Origin of the sequence: Pseudomonas aestuarii (genome assembly GCF_027988105.1) — a bacterium.
Classification (GTDB): domain Bacteria; phylum Pseudomonadota; class Gammaproteobacteria; order Pseudomonadales; family Pseudomonadaceae; genus Aquipseudomonas; species Aquipseudomonas aestuarii.
Window position 1 is genome coordinate 161,540 of record NZ_JAQJZJ010000009.1, and the last position, 20,644, is coordinate 182,183.

The following is a 20,644-nucleotide window of genomic DNA, read 5'->3' on the forward strand; positions in this document are numbered from 1 at the left end:
TCGAGCGCCTGCCATGCCTGCCCAACTGCAACGTCGACTCCTTATCTTTCTGGTCGTACTCGGCCTGATCACTGCGGCCTTCTCCGCCCGCTGGCTGCTGGTCGGGCGCTACCTCGAAAGCACCGACAACGCCTATGTGCAGGGTGAAATCACCCGTGTCTCCAGCCAGCTTGGCGCACGCATCGAGCAGGTGTTGGTGGATGACAACCAGCATGTGCAGCAGGGCGAGTTGTTACTGACACTAGAAAGCGCCGACTTCGAACTGGCGCAGCAGCGCGCTCAGGCCGTGCTCGCCACCCGCGAGGCCGAACGGCTACAGGCCCAGAGCAAACTGAGCCAGCAGGGCAGCCTGATTGCCGCCAGCCAGGCTGGCGTAACGGCCAGCCAAGCAACCCTCAGCCGCACCCAGATCGACCTGAACCGTGCGCAGACCCTGCGCAAACCCGGCTATGTCTCCGAAGAACGGGTGACCAGCCTGGCCACCGACAGCCGCATAGCGCGTTCACAGGTAAGCAAGGCGCAGGCGGACCTTGAGCTCCAGCGCCAGCAAATCAACACCCTCGACGCCGAGATCAAGCGCCTGGACGCGCAGATCGCCAGCGCCCGCGCCGACCTGGCCCAGGCTGAACTTAACCTCGCGCGCACCGAGATCCACGCCCCCATCAGCGGCTTTATCGGCCAGCGCGCCGCCCGCAACGGCCAGGTCGTGCAGCCCGGCGCCTACCTGCTGTCACTGGTGCCCGACCAGGACATCTGGGTCCAAGCCAATTTCAAGGAGACCCAGATCGGCCGCATGCGCCCTGGACAAAGCGCCGAACTGACCTTCGACAGCTTCCCCGACACCCCCATCGAGGCCCGGGTCGACAGCCTGTTCGCCGCCTCAGGCGCCCAGTTCAGCCTGCTGCCACCGGACAACGCCACCGGCAATTTCACCAAGGTGGTGCAACGCTTCCCGATCAAACTGACCTTCGCCGTGGACAATCCGCTCCAGGGCCTGATTCGCCCGGGCATGTCGGTAGAGGTCAAGGTCGACATCCAGGCCGACCAACAGCATGGCGGCTGATGCGCTGATTCGCCCGACTGGCGAACCCAGCCGGCGCGACTGGATTGCGGTGATGAGCGCCCTGCTCGGCGCCTTCATGGCGGTGCTGGACATCCAGATCACCAACTCCTCGCTCAAGGATATCCAGGGCGCCTTGTCGGCCACCCTGGAGGAAGGCTCGTGGATCTCCACTTCCTACCTGGTTGCCGAAATCATCATGATTCCGATGACCGCCTGGCTGGTCCAGCTCCTCTCTGCGCGACGCCTGGCGGTGTGGGTGTCCACGGGGTTCCTGGCGGCCTCGCTGCTCTGCTCGATGGCCTGGAGCCTGGAGAGCATGATCGTGTTCCGCGCCCTGCAGGGTTTTACCGGCGGCGCGCTGATCCCCCTGGCGTTCACCCTGATCCTGATCAAACTGCCCGAACACCATCGTGCCAAAGGCATGGCACTGTTCGCCCTGACAGCGACTTTCGCCCCGTCCATCGGCCCGACCCTGGGCGGCTGGCTGACGGAAAATTTCGGCTGGAAATACATCTTCTATATCAACGTGCTGCCTGGCCTGCTGATGATCGCCGGGCTGCTCTACGGCCTGGAAAAAAAAGCGCCGCACTGGGAACTGCTGAAAACCAGCGACTATGCCGGCATTCTCACCCTCGGCCTGGGCCTGGGTTGCCTGCAGGTGTTTCTCGAGGAAGGCCATCGCAAGGATTGGCTGGAATCCAACCTGATCGCCGGGCTCGGCAGCATCGCAGCCATCAGCCTGGTGCTGTTCATCATCCTGCAAATATCGCGGCCCAATCCGCTGATCAACCTCGGCGTGCTGCGCGAGCGCAACTTCGGCCTGTCGAGTATCTCCAGCGTCGGCCTGGGCATGGGCCTGTACGGTTCGATCTATGTACTGCCGCTGTATCTGGCGCAGATCCAGGGCTACAACGCCCTGCAGATCGGCGAGGTGATCATGTGGATGGGCATTCCGCAGTTGTTTCTGATTCCCCTGGTGCCACTGCTGATGAAGGTGGTGTCACCGAAGATGCTCTGTGCCCTGGGCTTCGGCCTGTTCGGCGCCGCCAGCTTCGCCTCCGGGGTGCTCAATCCGGACTTCGCCGGCGAACAGTTCAACCATATCCAGATCATCCGCGCCCTCGGCCAGCCGCTGGTCATGGTGACCATCTCGCTGATCGCCACCGCCTACGTGCTGCCACAGGATGCCGGCTCGGCCTCGAGCCTGTTCAACATCCTGCGCAACCTCGGCGGCGCCATCGGCATCGCCCTGCTCGCGACCCTGCTCGACAGCCGCGCCAAGGTCTATTTCGACTACCTGCGCGAGGCCCTGGTGCCGAGCAACCCGCAGGTCGCCGAGCGCCTGGCGCTGCTGAGCGAAACACTCGGCAGCGAGCAGGCGGCCCTGGCCAAACTCAGCGAGATCACCCATCAGCAGGCGGCGATCATGGCCTACAACGATGCCTTCCACTGCATCGGTATCGCCCTCGCCATCAGCATACTGGCCGTGCTGCTGACCCGCCGCCTACCCGCCGGCACCACCGGTGGCGCGGTGCATTGATCCAAGCGGTTCAGCGCACAGCGCCGCGCAAGGCCGCCACCTGCGCCTGCAACAGCTGCCGATCGGCCTGTTCGGCGCCGAGTGGCGCGCCGGCCACCAACTTGATCCGCGACCACAGACGGCGGAACAGGCGCTTGTGCGGATCGCGACTGAAGACGCTGCCCCACAGGCCTTGCAGCGCCATGGGAATCACCGGCACCGGGTTTTCCGCGAGGATGCGCTCGATACCGCTCTTGAACTCGTTGATCTGGCCATCAGCGGTCAACTTGCCCTCCGGGAAGATGCACACCAACTCGCCGTTACGCAGGTATTCGGCAATCTTCTTGAACGCCGCGTCGTAGATCAGCAGATCTTCATTGCGCCCGGCAATCGGCACGGTGCCGGCGGTGCGGAAGATGAAGTTGAGCACTGGCAGGTTGTAGATCTTGTAATACATGACGAAACGCACCGGCCGGCGCACCGCACCGCCGACCAGCAGGGCATCGACGAAGGACACGTGGTTGCACACCAGCACCGCCGGCCCTTCCTCGGGGATGGCGTCCAGCCCCTGATGCTCGACCCGGTACATCGAGTGGCCGAGCAGCCAGATCAGGAAGCGCATGCTGAACTCGGGGACCAGCTTGAAGATGTAGCTGTTGACCGCGACATTCATCAGCGCTATCGCCAGGAACAACTGCGGAATCGACAGCTCGGCGACGCTGAGAAAGAGGATCGAGACAATCGCCGACACCACCATAAACAGCGCATTGAGGATGTTGTTCGCGGCAATCACCCGCGCCCGCTCGTGCTCCGCGGTGCGCGACTGGATCAGCGCATACAGCGGCACTATGTAGAGGCCGCCGAACAGGCCGATGCCGAGTATCGAGGACAGGACCCACCAGGCCTGGCCGTATCCCAGCACCGCCAGCCAGTCGTGGGCCTCGATGCCCTGCGGGAAGTCGCCCGAGTGCCACCAGAGCAGCACGCCGAACAGGGTCAGGCCGATCGAGCCGAAGGGCACCAGGCCGATTTCCACCTTGTGCCCGCTCATGCGCTCGCAGAGCATCGAGCCCAGCGCGATGCCCAGCGAGAACACGGTGAGAATCAGGGTCACCACGCTCTCGTCGCCGTACAGCCACTGCTTGGCAAAGGCCGGGATCTGGGTCAGGTAGACCGCCCCGAGAAACCAGAACCAGGAGCTGCCGACCAGCGAGCGCGAGACCGACGGGCGTTGCTCGGCCAGGCCCAGGCGCATGATGCGCCAGGACTGGCGGAAGATGTTCCAGTCCAGCGTCAGCTCCGGCAGCGCCGCATGGGCGCGGGGGATGCCGCGACTGGCCAGATAGCCCAGCACTGCCACCGTGACCACGGTACCGGCGACCAGGCTGGCGTAGCCGCTGCTGGCCATCATGATGCCGGCGCCGATGGTGCCGGCGAGAATGGCCAGGAAGGTGCCCATCTCGACCAGGGCGTTGCCGCCGACCAACTCATCTTCCTGCAGGTGCTGCGGCAGGATCGAATACTTCACCGGGCCGAACAGCGCCGACTGGGTGCCCATGCAGAACAGCACGGCGAGCATCAGCGGCAGGTTGCCCAGCAGCACCCCGGCGGCACCCGCCAGCATGATCAGGATCTCGGCGAACTTGATCGCCCGGATCAGGCTGTCCTTGGCGAACTTCTCACCGAACTGCCCGCCGAGGGCGGAAAACAGGAAGAACGGCAGGATGAACAGCAGCGCGCAGAGATTGACCAGCAGACTGCTGTCCGCGCTGGAGCTGAGCTTGTAGAGGATGGCGAGGATCAGCGACTGCTTGAAGATGTTGTCGTTGAAGGCGCCGAGCAACTGGGTGAGGAAAAACGGCAGGAAGCGCCTGGTACCGAGCAGGCTGAATTGCGAGTGTTGGGTCATCGTCCATGTACCTGGCATGAGGGCCGTGCAGGGCCGGGAAATCCGCGAGCGCCTCGGCGCCGGTCCAGCATTGGACTGCAACAGGCCCTGGCAAAGCCACAGGGAAAGACGATTTTTGCCAGATTTTCGGCAAAAAATCCGGTCTCAGAGCGGCAACTGACCCAAGGCCCAGCGCAACAGGAAGAACACCAGCAGCCCACCGCCGATGGTCGCCAGCAGGTGCCGGCTGATGGCGGCGATGGCGATAGTCGCCAGCCCGGCCCACAGGTAGGCATTGTCCAGGCGCAGCGCCCAGTGCTGGCCATCCGGCAGCAGCATGCCTGGCAGCACGATGGCGGTGAGCACCGCGGTCGGCACGAAATGCAGGCCCTGGCGCACCAGCGGCGGGAAGCGCAGGTCGGGAAAGGCGAACAGGCTGTAGCGGATCGAAAAGGTGATCGCCAGCATGCCGAGGATCAACAGCCAGTTGTCCATCAGGCCAGCTCCTCCACATCCACGTCCGCTTCGTGCCGCCGCTCCAGCAGCACGCCGACGACTATGCCGCCGAACGCCGCAGCCAGCAACCCGAGTTTGTAAGGCCAGGCATGGCAAGCCAGCGCCAGCGCGCCGGCCACCAATGCTGCCGCGACCTGCGGACGAGCGCGCAACATGGGCACGGCTATGCCGATAAAGGTCGCCAGCATGGCGAAGTCCAGGCCCCAGGCTGCGAGGTTCGGCACGCGCTGGCCGAACAGCACGCCGACCAGGGTGCACAGCTGCCAGTTCAGGTACATGGCCAGGGCCGCCCCGAGAAAATACCAGTGCTTGTGCGGCGAACCGTCCGCGTCGCTGTAGCGATTGAGCACCACCGCGTAGGCCTCGTCGGTCAGCCAGAACGCCAGCGGCATACGCCAGCGCTTGGGCAGATGGCGCACAAAGGGTTGCAGGCTGGCGCTATACAGGGCGTGGCGCAGGTTGACCACCAGGGTGGTGAGCAGCAGCACGGCCAGGCCGGTACCGGCGCCGAGCAGGCTGATGGCGATGAACTGCGCCGAGCCGGCGAACACCAGTAACGACATGCCGAGGGTCTGCCAGGGGCTCAGGCCGGCGGCCACGGCCAGGCTGCCGAAGATGATGCCGAAGGGCATGGCGCCGAGCAGCATCGGCAGCATGTCGCGGGCACCCTGGGCGAATTCGTGTCGACGGGGCATACATCCTCCTTGGGCTGCCTAGGTTAGCCCGCAGTTCTAGGACAGTCTTGAACGATCTTGCGCAGCCAATGCCCGGTTCGCCAGAGTTCCGGGTAAGTACAGCGGCGCACTGCGCGCGCCTCCAGGCGGCCAATACGTGCTCATTGCCGGGATGACCTCGATATAGATACACCCGCCTGAGCAGCCGGCACGCCGTTTGACGATCAGCCGGCACAGGCCTTGCGGTATTCCCCAGGACCGACACCATAGGCCTGTTTGAATTGGCGGGTCAGGTGGCTCTGGTCGGAAAAGCCCAACTGCATGGCCACGCTCAGCGGCGCGCAGCCAGTTTTCAGCAGGCCGCGCGCCCGCTCCAGGCGGCGCTGCAGCAACCAGGCATGCGGCGGCAGGCCGGTGGCGCGGCGGAACACCCGGGCGAAATGAAACGGCGAGAGGTTGACCACCGCCGCCAATTGCTCCAGCGATGGCGGCTGGGCCAGCTGGCTGCTCAGCACTTCCTTGGCCCGGGCCACGGCCCGGGGCTCGTGGCCTGGCGCGCGGCCAGCGGAAACCCGCGCATGGCGCTGGAACAACGCCAGAATCGCCTCACGCCAGGCGGTCTGCTGCTGCAAGGCACTGGCCTGGCTGTCCAGCATCCGATGCAACCCAGCGAACATGCGGTGCAACTGCGGGTCATGCAATACGCTATCGGCAAACGTTGGCAGGCCACCCGCGTCCAGCCCCAGTTCGGCCATCACCCCGACGACCTGGCAGGTATCCGGGTAGAAAGCGCGGTAGTGCCAACCCTGCGCGTGGGCCTTGGAGCCGGTGTGCAGCTCATCCGGGTTGATCAGCACCATGCTGCCGACCGGTGCCAGATGGTCGCTGCCGCGATGCCGAAAAAATTGCGCGCCGTGCTCGATCACCGTGAAAACGAAGCCCTCATGCACATGCGGGGTGAAGCGCTGCTCGAGGTAGTGGGCATGCAGCAGTTCGAGTCCGTGCAACTCGCGCGACGTCCAGAAGCGGGTGTGTTCAACCTCGTTCGATGGCATGGATCAGCCGCTGAAACGCGCCTCCAGTTCTTGCTTGAGCACCGGCCATTGCTGGTCGGTGATGCTGTACAGCACGCTGTCGTCCAGGCGCCCGTCGGCCAGCCGGCGATGATTGCGCAGCACGCCCTCGCGTTGCGCGCCGAGTTTTTCGATGGCACGCTGCGAACGCAGGTTGCTGGCGGCGGTTTTCAACTGCACCCGGACCATGCGCCAATTTTCGAAGGCATGGCGCAGCATCAGGAACTTGACCATGAGGTTCAGGCCGGTGCCGTGCTGACTGTGATCGAGCCAGGTCCAGCCAATTTCGGCGGCGGGCAGCGCCGGCATGAAGTCGCCGAAACGGGTCGTGCCCACCAGCTGGTCGCCGAGGCGAATGACGAACGGCAGCGCCCTGCCTTCACGCTGATCGATCAGACCCTGGCGGTACCAATCGAGGCGCTGGGCGCCACTCATATGGATCAGCTCCTGACGATTGGCTTCGGCCAGGGCGACCAGCGCCGGGATATCGGCATCGAGCATCGGTTCGATACGCAGCGCGCCGCGCTGCAGGGTAATCAATTGCGGCTTGAACATGGGGTCCCTCCTCCGACTAGGCGCAAGCGCGCCACGCTATCAGGGCAGGCGCCCGGCGACAATTACCAGGAGGGAGCAGCCGACGGTTTTTTGTCCCTGCCTGCGACCTTGGTCGCGCCTGACGGCACGGCACTTTACTGCGACACTGCTGAGGATTCATTTGAAGTATGGTCTCGTCACAAAGGGGCTGTAGTCAGCACCTGAATTAAGACCGGGCAAGTCCCATATAGTTTGCTGTCGGAGTACCCATGTCGTTGTCCAGCGGGCTGATCGCTGCAGTCGCCTTGACCTATATGGCCATTCTGTTCGCCATCGCCTTTTATGGCGACCGCCGCCGCGCGCCCTTGCCGCCGCGCATGCGCGCCTGGGTCTACAGCCTGTCGCTGGCGGTGTACTGCACCAGCTGGACCTTCTTCGGCGCAGTCGGCCAGGCTGCCGAGCAGCTCTGGTCATTTCTGCCGATCTACCTCGGGCCGATCATCCTCATGCTGTTCGCCCCCTGGGTGCTGCGCAAGATGGTGATGATCAGCAAAGAGGAGAACATCACCTCGATCGCGGACTTCATTGCGGCGCGCTACGGTAAATCCCAGGCCCTGGCGATAGTCGTGGCATTGATCTGCCTGGTCGGCGTGTTGCCCTATATCGCCCTGCAGCTCAAGGGCATCGTGCTCGGCGTCAACCTGCTGATCGGCGCGGGCGCCGACTCCGTGGGCACCCGCGCGCAGGACACCGCGCTGATCGTCTCGCTGGTGCTGGCGCTGTTTACCATCCTGTTTGGCACCCGCAACCTGGACGTCACCGAGCATCACCGCGGCATGGTGCTGGCGATCGCCTTCGAATCGATTGTCAAACTGCTGGCCTTCCTCGCTGTCGGCGCCTTCGTCACCTACGGCCTCTATAACGGTTTCGGCGACCTGTTCGACCAGGCCCGCAGCACCCCCGCACTCGACGATTTCTGGGCCGAGGCGGTGAACTGGCCAGCCATGATGACGCTGACCGGTATATCGATGATCGCCATCATCTGCCTGCCGCGACAGTTCCACGTCACCGTGGTGGAAAACATCGAACCGCGGGACCTGCGCCTGGCCCGCTGGGTGTTCCCGGCGTACCTGCTGCTCGCCGCGCTGTTCGTCGTACCCATTGCCCTGGCCGGACAGATGCTGCTGCCGGCCGGGGTGAGCCCGGACTCCTTCGTCATCAGCCTGCCGCTGGCCCAGGCGCACCCGGCTCTCGCCGTGCTGGCGTTCATCGGCGGCGCCTCGGCCGCCACCGGCATGGTCATCGTCGCCTCGGTGGCACTGTCGACCATGATCTCCAACGACATGCTGCTGCCCTGGCTGTTGCATCGGCAGAACACCGAGCGACCCTTCGAGGCCTTCCGCCACTGGATGCTCACGGCGCGCCGGGTGAGCATCGTGCTGATCCTGCTGCTGGCCTATGTCTGCTACCGCCTGCTGGGCTCCAACGCCAGCCTGGCGACCATTGGCCAGGTCTCGTTCGCCGCCATCAGCCAGTTGGCGCCGGCGATGTTCGGCGCCCTGGTATGGAAGCAGGCCAACCGCCGCGGCGTATTTGCCGGGATGGGCTTCGGTGCGCTGATCTGGTTCTACACCCTGATCATGCCGCTGGTGGCACGCAGCCTCGGCTGGTCGCTGGACAGCCTGCCCGGCCTGCAAGGCCTGCTCTACGCGCCGATCGGCTTCGAGGTCGACCCCCTGACCCGCGGCGTGGTGCTGTCGCTGGCCGGTAACTTCTTGCTGTTCGCCTGGGTGTCCTACTTCTCCCGCACGCGGGTTTCCGAACACTGGCAAGCCGGCCGTTTCATCGGTCACGACTTCGGTGCCAAACCGAGCAACCGCAGCCTGCTGGCGGTGCAGGTCAACGACTTGCTGATACTGGCCAGCCGCTTCGTCGGCGCGGAGCGTGCGCAACAGAGTTTTACCCGCTGCGCCCTCCGCCAGGGCCAGAGCCTCAACCCCAACCTGCCGGCCAACAGCGAGTGGATCGCCCACACCGAACGCCTGCTCGCCGGGGTACTCGGCGCCTCCTCGACCCGTGCGGTGGTCAAGGCGGCCATCGAGGGGCGCGAGATGCAGGTCGAGGATGTGGTGCGCATCGTCGACGAAGCCAGCGAGGTGCTGCAGTTCAACCGTGCCCTGCTGCAAGGGGCGATCGAGAACATCACCCAGGGCATCAGCGTGGTCGACCAGTCGCTGCGCCTGGTGGCCTGGAATCACCGCTACGTCGAGCTGTTCGACTACCCTGACGGTCTAGTCTACGTCGGCCGACCGATCGCCGAGATCATCCGTTTCAACGCCGATCGCGGCATGCTCGGCGTCGGCGATGTCGAGGAGAACATCGCCAAGCGCCTGCACTGGATGCGCCAGGGCACCGCGCACAGTTACGAGCGCACCTTCCCCAACGGCCGGGTGATCGAGCTGATCGGCAACCCGATGCCCGGCGGCGGTTTCGTCATGAGCTTCACCGACATCACCGAGTTCCGCGAGGCCGAACGCGCGCTCAAGGACGCCAACGAAGGCCTGGAACAGCGGGTCGCCGCGCGCACCTTTGAGCTGTCGCAACTGAATCAGGCGCTGACCGAGGCCAAGGGCGTGGCCGAGGCGGCCAACCAGTCGAAAACCCGCTTTCTCGCCGCCGTCAGCCACGACCTGATGCAGCCCCTGAATGCCGCGCGGCTGTTCTCCGCTGCCCTCTCCCACCAGGAGGACGCACTGCCGCGCGAGGCCAAGGAACTGGTGCGCCACCTGGACAGCTCGCTGCGTTCGGCCGAAGACCTGATCAGCGACCTGCTGGACATCTCGCGCCTGGAGAATGGCCGCATCACCCCGGACCGCAACGCCTTCGTCCTCAACAGTCTGTTCGACACCCTGGGCGCCGAGTTCAAGGTACTGGCCGCCGAATGCGGCGTCGACTTCCGCCTGCGCGGCAGTCGCCTGCGCGTGGACAGCGACAGCAAACTGCTGCGCCGGGTGCTGCAGAACTTTCTCACCAACGCCTTCCGCTACGCCAAGGGTCGCGTGCTGCTGGGCGTGCGCCGCTCAGGCGGGCAACTGCGCCTGGAAGTCTGGGATCGCGGCCCGGGTATCCCGGAAGACAAGCGCAAGGTCATCTTCGAGGAATTCAAGCGCCTGGACAGCCACCAGACCCGCGCCGAAAAAGGCCTCGGCCTCGGCCTGGCAATTGCCGACGGCCTGTGCCGGGTGCTCGAGCACAAGCTGGAGGTGCAGTCCTGGCCGGGCAAGGGCAGCGTGTTCAGCGTCACCGTGCCGCTGGCCCGCACCCCGGCCGCCAAGCCCAAGCAGGCCAGCGCCGAACTCAACGGCCAGCTGCTGACCGGCAGTCAGGTGCTGTGCATCGACAACGAGGACAGCATCCTTACTGGCATGCACAGCCTGCTGTCACGCTGGGGTTGCCAGGTTTGGACCGCGCGCAATCGCCTGGAATGCGAACACCTGCTCAGCGAGGATGTGCGCCCGCAACTGGCCCTGATCGACTACCACCTCGACGAAGGCGAAACCGGTACCGAGTTGATGGCCTGGCTGCGCACCCGCCTGGGCGAGCCGGTGCCCGGCGTGGTGATCAGCGCCGACGGCCGCCCCGAACTGATTGCCGAAGTCCACGCCGCTGGCCTCGACTACCTGGCCAAGCCAGTCAAACCCGCTGCCTTGCGTGCCCTGCTCAGCCGCCACCTGACGTTGCGCTAGGGTCTGTCTCGCAACAATCCATTGCTCAAGCAGCTGCGGCTGACCTGTGCAGGGTGCGCGGGGCCGCCTAGGCGGTACGCAGCACTGGCCAGCGGGTGCGTGGTGCGCGCGGCGCACCCAGCGAGACGGCGTCATCGACAGCCTACTTCTTGCGGTTGCACACCAGGCCGGCAACCGCTCGCGGCTGGAGCCCCCCCACACAAGAGGTAACCCGCGTTCCCCGTGGAAGCGGCTGCAGCCGCGATTGCCAGCGGCCGCGACGCTCGCCCACTGACCTGCCGCAATGCGCCACGTTCGCCCACTGGCTAAACTGCCAACAACCCGCCTCGCCCAAGGACGCGCCATGCCCGAGACCCTGGATACCCTGTTGAACTTCGCCAGCGCCCTGGCCGTCGGCCTGTTGATCGGCGCCGAGCGTGGCTGGCACCAGCGCAAAGTAGAGGAAGGCGGCCGTGTCGCTGGCATCCGCACCTTTGCCCTCAGCGCCCTGCTCGGCGGCTTCGCCCAACTGCTGGGTGTGCACTTCGGCGAGGCGGCCTGGGCGGTCGTCTTCGTCGGCTTCGCCGCCTTGGTCATCACCTCGTACGTGATCGAAACGGAACAGCACAACGACCTGGGTATGACCAGCAAGGTGGCGCAATTGATCACCTTTCTACTCGGCAGCCTGGCGGTAGCCGGGTATACGCCTCTGGCCGCCTCCGGCGCCGTGGCGGTGGCTCTGCTGCTGAGCCTAAAGCGAGTCATGCACTACTCGCTGCAGCAGCTGAGCGAGCGCGAACTGTCCGGTGCGCTCCAGCTGCTGTTCATCTCCCTGGTAATACTGCCTGCCCTGCCCAATCAGGCTTATGGTCCCTGGCAGATATTCAATCCCTATATCACCTGGTGGATGGTGGTACTGATCGCCGGCCTGGGTTTCGCCGCCTATGTGGCCATTCGCCTGGTCGGCACCCGCCATGGCCTGCTGATCACCGCCCTGCTGGGCGGCATCGTCTCCTCCACCGCGATGACCATCACCCTCGCCCGCCTGAACCAGGAGCGCGGCCTGCACGCCATGCTGGCCTGCGGGTTGCTGGCGACCTCGGCCCTGATGTTTCCCCGCGTGCTGCTGGAAGTCGGCCTGGTCAATTCCCAGCTGTTGCCACGACTGATCTGGCCGCTGGGCGTGGCGGCTCTGGTCTATGCCGGGGGGGCGCTGATGTATTTCCGTCTGGCTGGCGACCCGCGCGAGGAAAGCGCCGAACCGCCGCTGAAGAACCCCTTCGAACTGGCTCCCGCGTTGCGCTTCGCGCTGCTGCTGGTGCTGATCCTGTTCCTCGTCGAGGCGGCGCGGCGCGGGCTGGGTGACGTCGGCGTCTATCTGGTGGCGCTGCTCTCCGGGCTGGCCGATGTCGACCCCATTACCCTGTCCCTGGCCCGTAACGCCAAGACCGAGCTGCTCCCCCAAGTCGCGGTGCACGGCATCTTCCTCGCGGCCCTGAGCAACAGCCTGGTGAAGGGCGTGCTGATCGCCGTGATCGGCGGCCGCGAACTGGCCCTGCGTACCCTGCCGGTGATGGCCGCCGGCCTGCTGGCGGGTGCGGCAGTACTGCTGCTGGTTTGAGCCGCGGTCGTAGCAGTGGTCGGGCTAGGCTCCGCCTCAGCCCTGGGTTGTGGAAATATCGAGCGCCGTAGCGAGACCGTCTCCAGGCGTTCGGCCAGCGCAACGCCAGCAGCGGGCGTCAGGCGGCGAAGGGGTTTTCACAGCCGCTCAGGCAAGCTTCACCGTTACGCGTAGCCTACTCAGCCGTCTCATCCAACACCGCCACCCCAGCCGCCTGTTCGAGCAACTCGGGGGGCAGGCTCTTGCTCGCGCGGGCGCCAAGCAGCTTGAGATTCTCCACCCGACTGATGATATTGCCGCGACCGTCGCACAGCTTGTTGCGCGCCGCGGCATAGGCCTTGTCCAGTTGTTGCAGGCGCGCACCGACTTCATCCAGATCCTGGATGAACGCGACGAACTTGTCGTACAGCGCCCCGGCGCGTTCGGCGATCTCGCGCGCGTTCTGACCTTGCCGCTCCTGGCGCCAGAGGCTGTCGATCACCCGCAGGGTCGCCAGCAGGGTGGTCGGACTGACGATCACGATGTTCTGCTCGAAGGCCTCCTGGAACAGGCCGGTGTCGGCCTGCAGTGCCGCGGCGAAGGCGGCCTCGATCGGCACGAACAAGAGCACGAAATCCAGACTGTGCAGCCCTTCCAGGCGCTGGTAATCCTTCAGCGACAACCCCTTCAAATGGCCACGCAACGACAGCACATGCTGCTTCAGGGCCTGCTGCCTGGCTGGCTCGTCTGCGCCGGCGATATATTGCTGATAGGCCGTCAGGCTGACCTTGGCATCCACCACCACCTGCCGGTCGCCGGGCAACTGGATCAGCACATCGGGCTGGAAACGCTGGCCGTCGGCGCTCTTCAGGCTGACCTGGGTCTGGTATTCGCGGCCCTTCTCCAGCCCGGCATGTTCCAGCACCCGCTCCAGCACCAGCTCGCCCCAGTTGCCCTGGGTCTTCTGCCCTTGCAGGGCGCGGGTCAGGTTGGTCGCTTCATCGCCCAGACGCTGATTGAGCTGCTGCAGACGCTCAAGCTCCTTGCCCAGGGAGAAGCGCTCGCGGGCTTCCTGCTGGTAGCTCTCCTCGACGCGTTTTTCGAAGGACTGGATGCGTTCCTTGAGCGGATCGAGCAACTGACCGAGGCGCTGCTGGCTGGTCTCGGCAAAGCGCTGCTCGCGCTCGTCGAAGATCTTCCCGGCCAGCTCGGCGAACTGTGCACGCAGCTCATCGCGCGAGCCCTGCAGGTCGTCCAGGCGCTGCTGGTGGTTACCCTGCTGCTCGCGCAACTCGGCACTCAGGGCCGCCCGCTCGGCGCTCAGGCGACGCAATTCGGCTTCCTGCTGTTCTCGCTGCTGCTGCCAGGCCAGGGCGGCCTCGCGGGCGATCTGCCGTTCGTGTTGCAGCAGTTCGGTCTCGCGCCGCTTGGCCGCCAACTCGGCTTGCTGGTCGGCCTTGATCTCGCTGATCTCGGCGAGCTCAAGGCGGCATTCATCGAGCTGCGCGCCCAGGCCGGCCTGCGCCAACTGCGCGCTGCTCAGGCGCTCCTGCAAGAGGCTGGATTCGAGTTGCGCACTGGCCGCTCGTCGCTGCAGTGACCAGGCCAGCGCCAGCAGCGGCACGCCCATAGCGGCCAAGCCGAGCAGCAGCGCAGGCAGCTGGGAAGGTAAATCGATTGGCATAAGCGGCTCCGCGCAAGATTGCCGGGCAGTATACCCAGCCCGGCCCCGCGCAGAACGTTCAGGCGGGGATCAGAGACCGGCCAGCAGTTGCTTGGCTTCAGCCGAACCCTGGGCGGCGGCCAGCTCCAGCCAGTGCCGTGCCTGCACGGGCTCATTGCGGCGCGGCTGGCTGTACAGCCGGCCCAGCTCCAGTTGGGCGCGGCGATCGCCGGAACGTGCAGCCTGGCGCAGCAATTCGAAGCCGATACGCCGATCACGGGTATTGCCACAGTCGCGGCAGAGCAATTGCCCCAGCCGGCTCTGGGCCAGCACCACACCCTCACGCGCCGGCTGCTTGAGCAACTGGCCGGCGAAGCGTTTGACGCTTGGCGCATGACCGAAGCGCGGGCTGTCCAGCAGCCAGAGCGCAACACGAAGTGGCAAGCGAGGACTGGCAGCGGATGTTGCAGCGGATAAACGGGGCAATGCGCGTGACATAAGAAGCAGCTGTAGCGGGAAAGGCGGGCACTCTACTCCTTTTTTCGCCGAGGTAAAGCCCGGATAAAGGCACGCTAGAGCGGGCTAGAGCGAACGCTTGCGACAATCCACAGAAGCTGTGGATAACTCAGTGGATAACGTGGGCGCAAGACGCCTGATCGCCTATGCCATGGGGCCTGAGGTCAAACTGATGATTTTTTCACCAGCTCAAAAAAACCATATTTTTCATTGACTTAAAAAATCCCCATGCAGAATCAAGGATTTACACCAATCACAAATTCAGCCTTGACAAGGCGCATCGCAAATGTGCACAAGTTTTTCCACCGGTGCGCCAGAACGCCCTGTTTAGGGGCATTTACCGGCCAAGATGCACGCCTCAAGCGGTCTTGCAGTGATCACTGGGCAGCAATGGCTCTGAGTCTTCAGCCCGAGAAAAAAATTGCGCGCCACTGCCCCTCACTGACATCGCCTGACAGCCATTTTTTAGCCTGCTACCGGGTAGTTTCATGCATATTGCCGCTAACAACCGGGTATCGCCGGCAATAGGCACACCCACGCACGATGACCTGCCCGCTTAACCCTGGCGCGGCAATGTTGGCCAGCTCATCGAACTGCGACTGATAGTCGCGGCCCTCCACCAACCGCAATAACCACCAACCGCGGCCTGGTCGATGACGGCTAGGTCAATTTATGCAACGACCCGCCAGCAGCTGATTGGCAGCCCCTGGCTCATGGGTTAACGTCCAGGCAGCACCCTGCCTTTACCACAATGGAAATGTACTCATGATCAGCCGGCGTTCCGGGCTGCGAATCATCAGCGTGCTCATGCTCATGCTCCTGGTGCTGCTTGGCGGTTATAGCTACTTCAGCTGGCTACGCCTGCTTGAGCGCCACGCAATTCACCAGCTCGACTGGCAGGGGGCGAGTCTGTCGCTAACCGGCATCGGCCTGGCTCGCCTCGACCTGGAGCAGCGCGGCAGTGCCGGCAGCACTCGACTCACGGCGCAAGATCTGCACCTGGGCTGGCAGCAATTCAGCCTGACGCCGCCCTTCTGGCAGCATATTCGCCTCGCGCGTCTTGCCGTTGCCTGGCAACCCGCCGCAGCGGATAACCAGCAGGAGCCCAGCCCTAACGCGCCCGATCTGCAGCAACTGGCAGTAGCACTGGCCTGGCTGCCGCTCAGCCTGCGCATCGAGCAGCTGACTGCCGAACTGCCCTGCGCCAGCGGAAGCTGCACGCTGCACGGCGACCTGCAACTGAACCGCACGCAAGCTACCCCGCGGACACTGGAACTGCAGCTCAACCTGCAACACCGCGAGCAACAGCTGACATGGCAGGCACAGCTGCAAGGCGACGCTCAGGCGGCGGACCTGCAACTGAACCTGGCCGTCGACGGACACAGCCAACTGAGCCTGCACAGCAGCCTGCGCAACAGCCCCGCCGGACCGCTATGGAGCGGCCAGTTGAATGCCCCCGACCTCAGCCAGGCCGTGGCCTTGCAAGACTGGCTCAGCCAGTGGACGCTGGCCCCAGACGCTCGACTGCCGAGCGCCCCGAGCGCCGCGCAACTCGCGGCGAGCTGGCAACTCCAACTGACCTCCGGCGCCCTGAGCCTTGAGCGGCTGCGCAGCGCCAGTGGCCAATTCGACGCCAGCGCCAGCCTACCCGAGCCCTGGCCCATCCCGGGTGCGGGCCAGGTGCAAGGCAGCTTCGGCATCAGCGCCCGCGGCGTCACGGGCCAATGGTTCGCCGAGCGCCTGGAGGCCGACCTGCAGCTGGATCGACTGCCCGCCCAGTGGCTGAGCGCGCTGCCACCTGCCCTGCACCCCGACTCGCTGCACCTGCGCATTCGCCCCAGCAGCCCACTCGCCGAGCTACCCGGCAACCTGGCCGAGCGCTCGCTGCCACTGGCGATCAGCCTGACCAGTAGCGGCGCCAGCCAACTCGACCTGCAGGCCAAGCTGGCCCTGGCCAACGCTCCGCCCTGGGCCGCCCAACTGGGCAACGGGCAGTTCAGCCTCAGCAGCCCTGGCTTTGCTGTCGGCGACTGGCAACTGCGCAACCTGCAAGCCAAGCTGAATTTCACCGGTTACCTGGACAGTCAACAGCTGCGCCTCGACCTGAGCAAAGGCTCGCAACTCGAACTGGGCGAGTTGAAGGGTGCAGAACTGCGTCTGCTGCAGCTCAGCGCCATCACCCGGGACTTGCAGCTGCAAGCTCAGCACCAGGCCGGCACCCTGCAGACGTGGCGCCTGCACGGCCCCGCTACGCTGGCAACCCAACGCCTCGAGCATGCGACCCTCAAACCGCAGGGCTGGCACTGGCAAGGCACGCTGGCGGCCAGCCAGCAACAGCTCGATTTGAGCGGCAAGGTGTCGGCAGATGCCGACCTGCAGATGGCCGTGCAACTGCAACACAACAACAGCCAGGGCCTGCAGCTGAAGGCGCAGCTGACTGAAATCTTTCTGCGCGCCGGCAATCCGCTGGCCAAGATCCTGGCTGACTGGCCGGCGCTGCTCGACTTCAACAACGGCCGCCTGAGCGGCAACGCCAGCCTCAGCCTCGCCCCGGGCCGCGACTCGCCCGACATACTGCTCAAGCTCAACGGCAAAGGCCTGGCCGGTATCTATGACCGCAGCGAAATCAACGGCCTGGATACGCGCCTGCAACTGCGTGCCGATCGGCGCCAGCTCTATCTCGACCTGACCGAACTACGCGTGGAGCAAATCGACCCGGGCATGCCCATCGGCCCGGCACTGCTCCGCGGCACCTACACGGCAGCACGCGCCCAACCGGGACAGGGTCTGCTCAAATTGCAACAGGCCCAGGCCGCGGTAATGGGTGGCATGCTCCGGCTCGATCCCGACCAGTGGGACCTGCAGCAGAGCACGCTGGTGTTTCCCCTGCACCTGCAAGGCCTCGACCTCAATCAGCTCTTCACCCTCTACCCGGCCGAGGGCCTGGCGGGCAGCGGCCTCATCGACGGCCAACTGCCGTTGAGCATCGGCCCGGCCGGTATCGAGATCGAGCAGGGACAACTGCACGCCCGGGCCCCGGGCGGGCGCCTGGAATTTCACTCGGCGCGCATCAGGGCACTGGGTCGCAGCAACCCGGCCATGCAACTGGTCACGCAATCTTTGGAAAATTTTCAGTTCACGACACTGAGTAGCCAGGTCAACTATGATCGCAATGGCAAGTTGCTCCTGGCCGTGCGCCTGGAAGGGCGTAACCCGGCAATCGAACAGGGCCGACCGATCCACTTCAACATCAACCTGGAGGAAGATGTCCCAACCCTGTTGGCCAGCTTGCAATTGACCGATAAGGTAAATGAGATCATCAAGCAACGGGTGCAGCAGCGTATGCTGAGACGCAATGCAGCCTCCCCGAAGGAGCCTTAATCAAGGAGAAGCGCCATGCGCTTGCGTAGTTGTTTCGCGGCCCTGCTGATGGGCCTGATGAGCGCAGCCTGTACCCCGACGGTGCAGCTGGCAATGCCCAACGAGCCGATCAATATCAACCTCAACGTGAAGATCGAGCACGAAATCTACATCAAGGTGGATAAGGCGCTGGACGGCATGTTCAGTGAGTCCAGCGGACTGTTCTAAGGAGCCACACCATGACCCTGTCTAAACGAATCGCCAGCCTGCTCCTGCTGCTCAGCCTGAGCCTGCCGGTGCTGGCCCTGAACCTCAACGAAGCCATGTCCGCCCTCGGCGACGCCAAGGCCAGCGGCCAACTCGGCGAGATGCCCAACGGCTACCTCGGCGTGGTCAAACCCGGTCCTGATGTCGATGAAATCGCCCGCCTGATCAACCAGGCCCGCCGCGCCGAATACCAGAAGCTGGCGACCCAGAACGGCATCCAGCTCAGCGACGTGGAAGCCATCGCCGGCAAGAAAGCCATCGACAAGACCCCACCCGGCCAGTACATCCAGTGGCAAGGCCAGTGGCGGCGCAAGTAGCTAGACCACCATTTGCCACGCAGCAAAACAAAAACCCCTGGGGCCAACGCCTCAGGGGTTTTTCAATAGGGCGGGGTATTTTTCCCGACCAGAACCGGATAGCCATAACGCACCATCCATCTATTCAGCAGCGTTTTTCGACTGCTACTGAACCAGTGGCGATGCACATTGTCTTAATCACGTAAGATTACGCCTGAATCATCCCGCCAGACCGACTATGCCCGCTTGCCGGAAGTGACTTGCGGCGTACGCCCCATCGGAAATTCAACCTTGATAGGGCGCGCTTTAGCGCAGGCGTTCAGGTGCGGATGACACACGCAGGCTTTGTACTGCTGAAATCCTGGTGGCGGCTGTTATGGCGGCCACCACTGCCCACTCCGGGCATCGTATGAAAGGGAATTGCTAAATGTTAGTACGAATCATGGCTGTTGTTTTTGCAGGCTTGCTGATCTCAGGCTGTAGCCTGCGCCTACCCGGCATCGGCATCGATGTTGGTGGCCACGGCGGCCACGACGGCGGCGGCTCCTCTCACTGCCCACCAGGCCAAGGAAAAAAGGGTAACTGCTGAGATTCGATTGAATCGACTGCAGTATCCGCGACTCCAGAAAACCGGCATTGGCCGGTTTTTTTTTGCTTTGGCTTCCTGCATACAGGTGTGAAGCGAGATCACAACGCCTGCAAATAAAGACGCGGCGAGCCAGGCCGGAAACAGCCTTGGTCGAACAGCTCGCCGGCACCGGACGCTACGCATAACAGGACCGTAATAGAGAGCTGAAAGGCCCCATGCTTTGCCTAGCGCAACGTCAGCGACGGTCGCTATGGTGGGAGTTTTTCACCGTCTCTCAGGCCTCGGCGACCACGGTGTTCTCGATATGGCCGAGGCCGTCGATCTCGATCCGTACCACGTCACCCACGGCGAGGAAGCGTTTGGGGGTGAAGCCGACGCCAACTCCGGCCGGCGTGCCGGTGGCAAGGATATCGCCAGGCTCCAGGGTCATCACCGTCGACAGGTAGGCGATCTGTTCCCAGATGTTGTAGATCATGTCGCCGGTACTGGTTTCCTGACGCTTTTCGCCGTTCACATAGGCCCGCATCATCAGCGCATGGGGATCTGCCACTTCATCGGCGGTGACCAGCCACGGGCCAATCGGACCATGGCTGTCGAAGGACTTGCCGAGGGTGAACGTCGGGCTGCGCATCTGCCAGTCGCGCACACTGACGTCGTTAGCGACCAGGTAACCGGCAACCACCGACGGCGCCTCCTCCACCGACACATGGCGGCAGCGCCGGCCAATGACCACGCCCAATTCGGCCTCGTAATCGAGCTTGGTCGAGACCCTCGGCAGGTCAATCGGGTCGTAGGGGCCGTTGAGGCAGGAGACCTGCTTGTTGAACCACAGCTGTGACTTGGGAATCGGCACGCCGTTACGCTCGGCCTCGGCGGCATGGGCGCGATAGTTCATGCCGATTGCCAGGTACTTCTGCGGATCGGTCACCGCCGCCAGCAGGTGCACCTGATCCAGCGCCAGGCTGTGATTGTCCGGCTGCAGCGCGGCGACCCGCGCCAATGCCTCGGGGCCGGCCGCCAGCAGGCGCGCCATGCTGCCAGGCAGGTCTGGCAATGCCGCCGCCAGGGCAATCACCCGATCACCGACAACCTTACCCAGCCCGACCGTTTCGCCAACTTGAAAAGTTACTAGCCTCATCACACCACCCTTGAATTCATGCCCGCCATGCAGCGGTTCTCTGTAGCCCCGGCAAACCGGGTCAACGCTCTTCCTGCTCCGGTCGAGCGTCCAGTTCCAGGCTATTCTCGCCGAGAACGGCAGCTCACGGCTGTAGTAGTGGTCACTAATTCCGGACACGAAGAACATGGCAAAAGTGGTTTCGCGGATGATGGGCGCTAGAGCGGTCTAGACCGGCATGAAG

At 64.3% G+C, this 20,644-nt stretch carries 15 protein-coding genes; 7 read left to right on the top strand and 8 right to left on the bottom strand.

The features are described from left to right. Positions 1–13 precede the first annotated feature (13 nt). Both PH586_RS18530 and PH586_RS18535 read left to right on the top strand, forming a co-directional pair. Entirely contained in the window at positions 14–1,063 is a 1,050-nt protein-coding gene (locus PH586_RS18530) for an HlyD family secretion protein (RefSeq protein ID WP_271349269.1), read from the top strand. Positions 1,064–1,112: 49 nt separating this feature from the next. Then, positions 1,113–2,603: an MDR family MFS transporter gene (locus PH586_RS18535; RefSeq protein WP_271349371.1), complete on the top strand. Its 1,491-nt coding sequence runs from the start codon at positions 1,113–1,115 to the stop codon at positions 2,601–2,603. 10 nt (positions 2,604–2,613) lie between these two features. On the opposite strand, the gene PH586_RS18540 is transcribed toward PH586_RS18535, so the two are convergent. The 5 genes from PH586_RS18540 to PH586_RS18560 all read right to left on the bottom strand — a co-directional run bounded on the left by PH586_RS18540 (position 2,614) and on the right by PH586_RS18560 (position 7,288). After that, positions 2,614–4,491 (bottom strand): MFS transporter, encoded by a 1,878-nt coding sequence (locus tag PH586_RS18540; protein WP_271349271.1) that lies wholly within the window; start codon positions 4,489–4,491, stop codon positions 2,614–2,616. 144 nt (positions 4,492–4,635) lie between these two features. Continuing rightward, positions 4,636–4,965, bottom strand: coding sequence for an AzlD domain-containing protein (locus tag PH586_RS18545; RefSeq protein ID WP_271349273.1), 330 nt, complete (start codon positions 4,963–4,965; stop codon positions 4,636–4,638). Continuing rightward, a complete protein-coding gene (locus PH586_RS18550) occupies positions 4,965–5,681 on the bottom strand; it encodes an AzlC family ABC transporter permease (RefSeq protein ID WP_271349275.1) in 717 nt (238 codons plus the stop codon). Before PH586_RS18550 ends, PH586_RS18545 begins: the two co-directional genes overlap by 1 nt. 203 nt (positions 5,682–5,884) lie before the next feature. Next, a complete protein-coding gene (locus tag PH586_RS18555) occupies positions 5,885–6,715 on the bottom strand; it encodes an AraC family transcriptional regulator (RefSeq protein WP_271349276.1) in 831 nt (276 codons plus the stop codon). A gap of 3 nt (positions 6,716–6,718) precedes the next feature. Beyond that, positions 6,719–7,288, bottom strand: a complete 570-nt coding sequence (locus PH586_RS18560) for a GNAT family N-acetyltransferase (RefSeq protein WP_271349277.1) — start codon at positions 7,286–7,288, stop codon at positions 6,719–6,721. A gap of 248 nt (positions 7,289–7,536) precedes the next feature. Here PH586_RS18560 and PH586_RS18565 point away from each other — a divergent pair, with 248 nt between their 5' ends. Further along, positions 7,537–11,013: a hybrid sensor histidine kinase/response regulator gene (locus PH586_RS18565; RefSeq protein ID WP_271349278.1), complete on the top strand. Its 3,477-nt coding sequence runs from the start codon at positions 7,537–7,539 to the stop codon at positions 11,011–11,013. Between the two features lie 343 nt (positions 11,014–11,356). Next, the gene (locus tag PH586_RS18570; protein WP_271349280.1) at positions 11,357–12,613 is read left to right on the top strand and encodes an MgtC/SapB family protein; all 1,257 of its coding nucleotides are present in this window, start codon (positions 11,357–11,359) and stop codon (positions 12,611–12,613) included. Between the two features lie 175 nt (positions 12,614–12,788). On the opposite strand, the gene rmuC is transcribed toward PH586_RS18570, so the two are convergent. Together rmuC and PH586_RS18580 are read right to left on the bottom strand one after the other, a co-directional pair. Continuing rightward, a complete protein-coding gene (rmuC, locus tag PH586_RS18575) occupies positions 12,789–14,276 on the bottom strand; it encodes a DNA recombination protein RmuC (RefSeq protein ID WP_271349282.1) in 1,488 nt (495 codons plus the stop codon). A 69-nt stretch (positions 14,277–14,345) separates the two neighbouring features. Beyond that, positions 14,346–14,753: a tetratricopeptide repeat protein gene (locus PH586_RS18580; RefSeq protein ID WP_271349284.1), complete on the bottom strand. Its 408-nt coding sequence runs from the start codon at positions 14,751–14,753 to the stop codon at positions 14,346–14,348. A 783-nt stretch (positions 14,754–15,536) separates the two neighbouring features. Between PH586_RS18580 and PH586_RS18585 the strand changes: the two genes are divergently transcribed. Genes PH586_RS18585 through PH586_RS18595 form a run of 3 tightly spaced genes read left to right on the top strand, consistent with a single transcriptional unit; the run spans position 15,537 to position 18,715 of the window. Beyond that, the gene (locus PH586_RS18585; protein WP_271349285.1) at positions 15,537–18,152 is read left to right on the top strand and encodes a YdbH domain-containing protein; all 2,616 of its coding nucleotides are present in this window, start codon (positions 15,537–15,539) and stop codon (positions 18,150–18,152) included. A gap of 15 nt (positions 18,153–18,167) precedes the next feature. After that, complete coding sequence (locus tag PH586_RS18590) at positions 18,168–18,359, top strand: YnbE family lipoprotein (RefSeq protein ID WP_271349286.1); 192 nt, start codon at positions 18,168–18,170, stop codon at positions 18,357–18,359. Positions 18,360–18,370: 11 nt separating this feature from the next. After that, on the top strand, positions 18,371–18,715 hold the full coding sequence (locus PH586_RS18595) for a YdbL family protein (protein WP_271349287.1): 345 nt from the start codon (positions 18,371–18,373) through the stop codon (positions 18,713–18,715). An 842-nt stretch (positions 18,716–19,557) separates the two neighbouring features. Here PH586_RS18595 and PH586_RS18600 read toward each other — a convergent pair. Continuing rightward, positions 19,558–20,421: a fumarylacetoacetate hydrolase family protein gene (locus tag PH586_RS18600; protein WP_271349288.1), complete on the bottom strand. Its 864-nt coding sequence runs from the start codon at positions 20,419–20,421 to the stop codon at positions 19,558–19,560. Between the last annotated feature and the right edge of the window lie 223 nt (positions 20,422–20,644).

Coding starts and splice junctions, on each gene's coding strand:
- PH586_RS18560 (WP_271349277.1), bottom strand. CDS start 7,288: ATGTTCAAGCCGCAATTGATTACCCTGCAGCGCGGCGCGCTGCGTATC.
- PH586_RS18565 (WP_271349278.1), top strand. CDS start 7,537: ATGTCGTTGTCCAGCGGGCTGATCGCTGCAGTCGCCTTGACCTATATG.
- PH586_RS18580 (WP_271349284.1), bottom strand. CDS start 14,753: ATGTCACGCGCATTGCCCCGTTTATCCGCTGCAACATCCGCTGCCAGT.
- PH586_RS18540 (WP_271349271.1), bottom strand. CDS start 4,491: ATGACCCAACACTCGCAATTCAGCCTGCTCGGTACCAGGCGCTTCCTG.
- PH586_RS18545 (WP_271349273.1), bottom strand. CDS start 4,965: ATGGACAACTGGCTGTTGATCCTCGGCATGCTGGCGATCACCTTTTCG.
- PH586_RS18595 (WP_271349287.1), top strand. CDS start 18,371: ATGACCCTGTCTAAACGAATCGCCAGCCTGCTCCTGCTGCTCAGCCTG.
- PH586_RS18530 (WP_271349269.1), top strand. CDS start 14: ATGCCTGCCCAACTGCAACGTCGACTCCTTATCTTTCTGGTCGTACTC.
- rmuC (WP_271349282.1), bottom strand. CDS start 14,276: ATGCCAATCGATTTACCTTCCCAGCTGCCTGCGCTGCTGCTCGGCTTG.
- PH586_RS18585 (WP_271349285.1), top strand. CDS start 15,537: ATGATCAGCCGGCGTTCCGGGCTGCGAATCATCAGCGTGCTCATGCTC.
- PH586_RS18570 (WP_271349280.1), top strand. CDS start 11,357: ATGCCCGAGACCCTGGATACCCTGTTGAACTTCGCCAGCGCCCTGGCC.
- PH586_RS18550 (WP_271349275.1), bottom strand. CDS start 5,681: ATGCCCCGTCGACACGAATTCGCCCAGGGTGCCCGCGACATGCTGCCG.
- PH586_RS18590 (WP_271349286.1), top strand. CDS start 18,168: ATGCGCTTGCGTAGTTGTTTCGCGGCCCTGCTGATGGGCCTGATGAGC.
- PH586_RS18600 (WP_271349288.1), bottom strand. CDS start 20,421: ATGAGGCTAGTAACTTTTCAAGTTGGCGAAACGGTCGGGCTGGGTAAG.
- PH586_RS18555 (WP_271349276.1), bottom strand. CDS start 6,715: ATGCCATCGAACGAGGTTGAACACACCCGCTTCTGGACGTCGCGCGAG.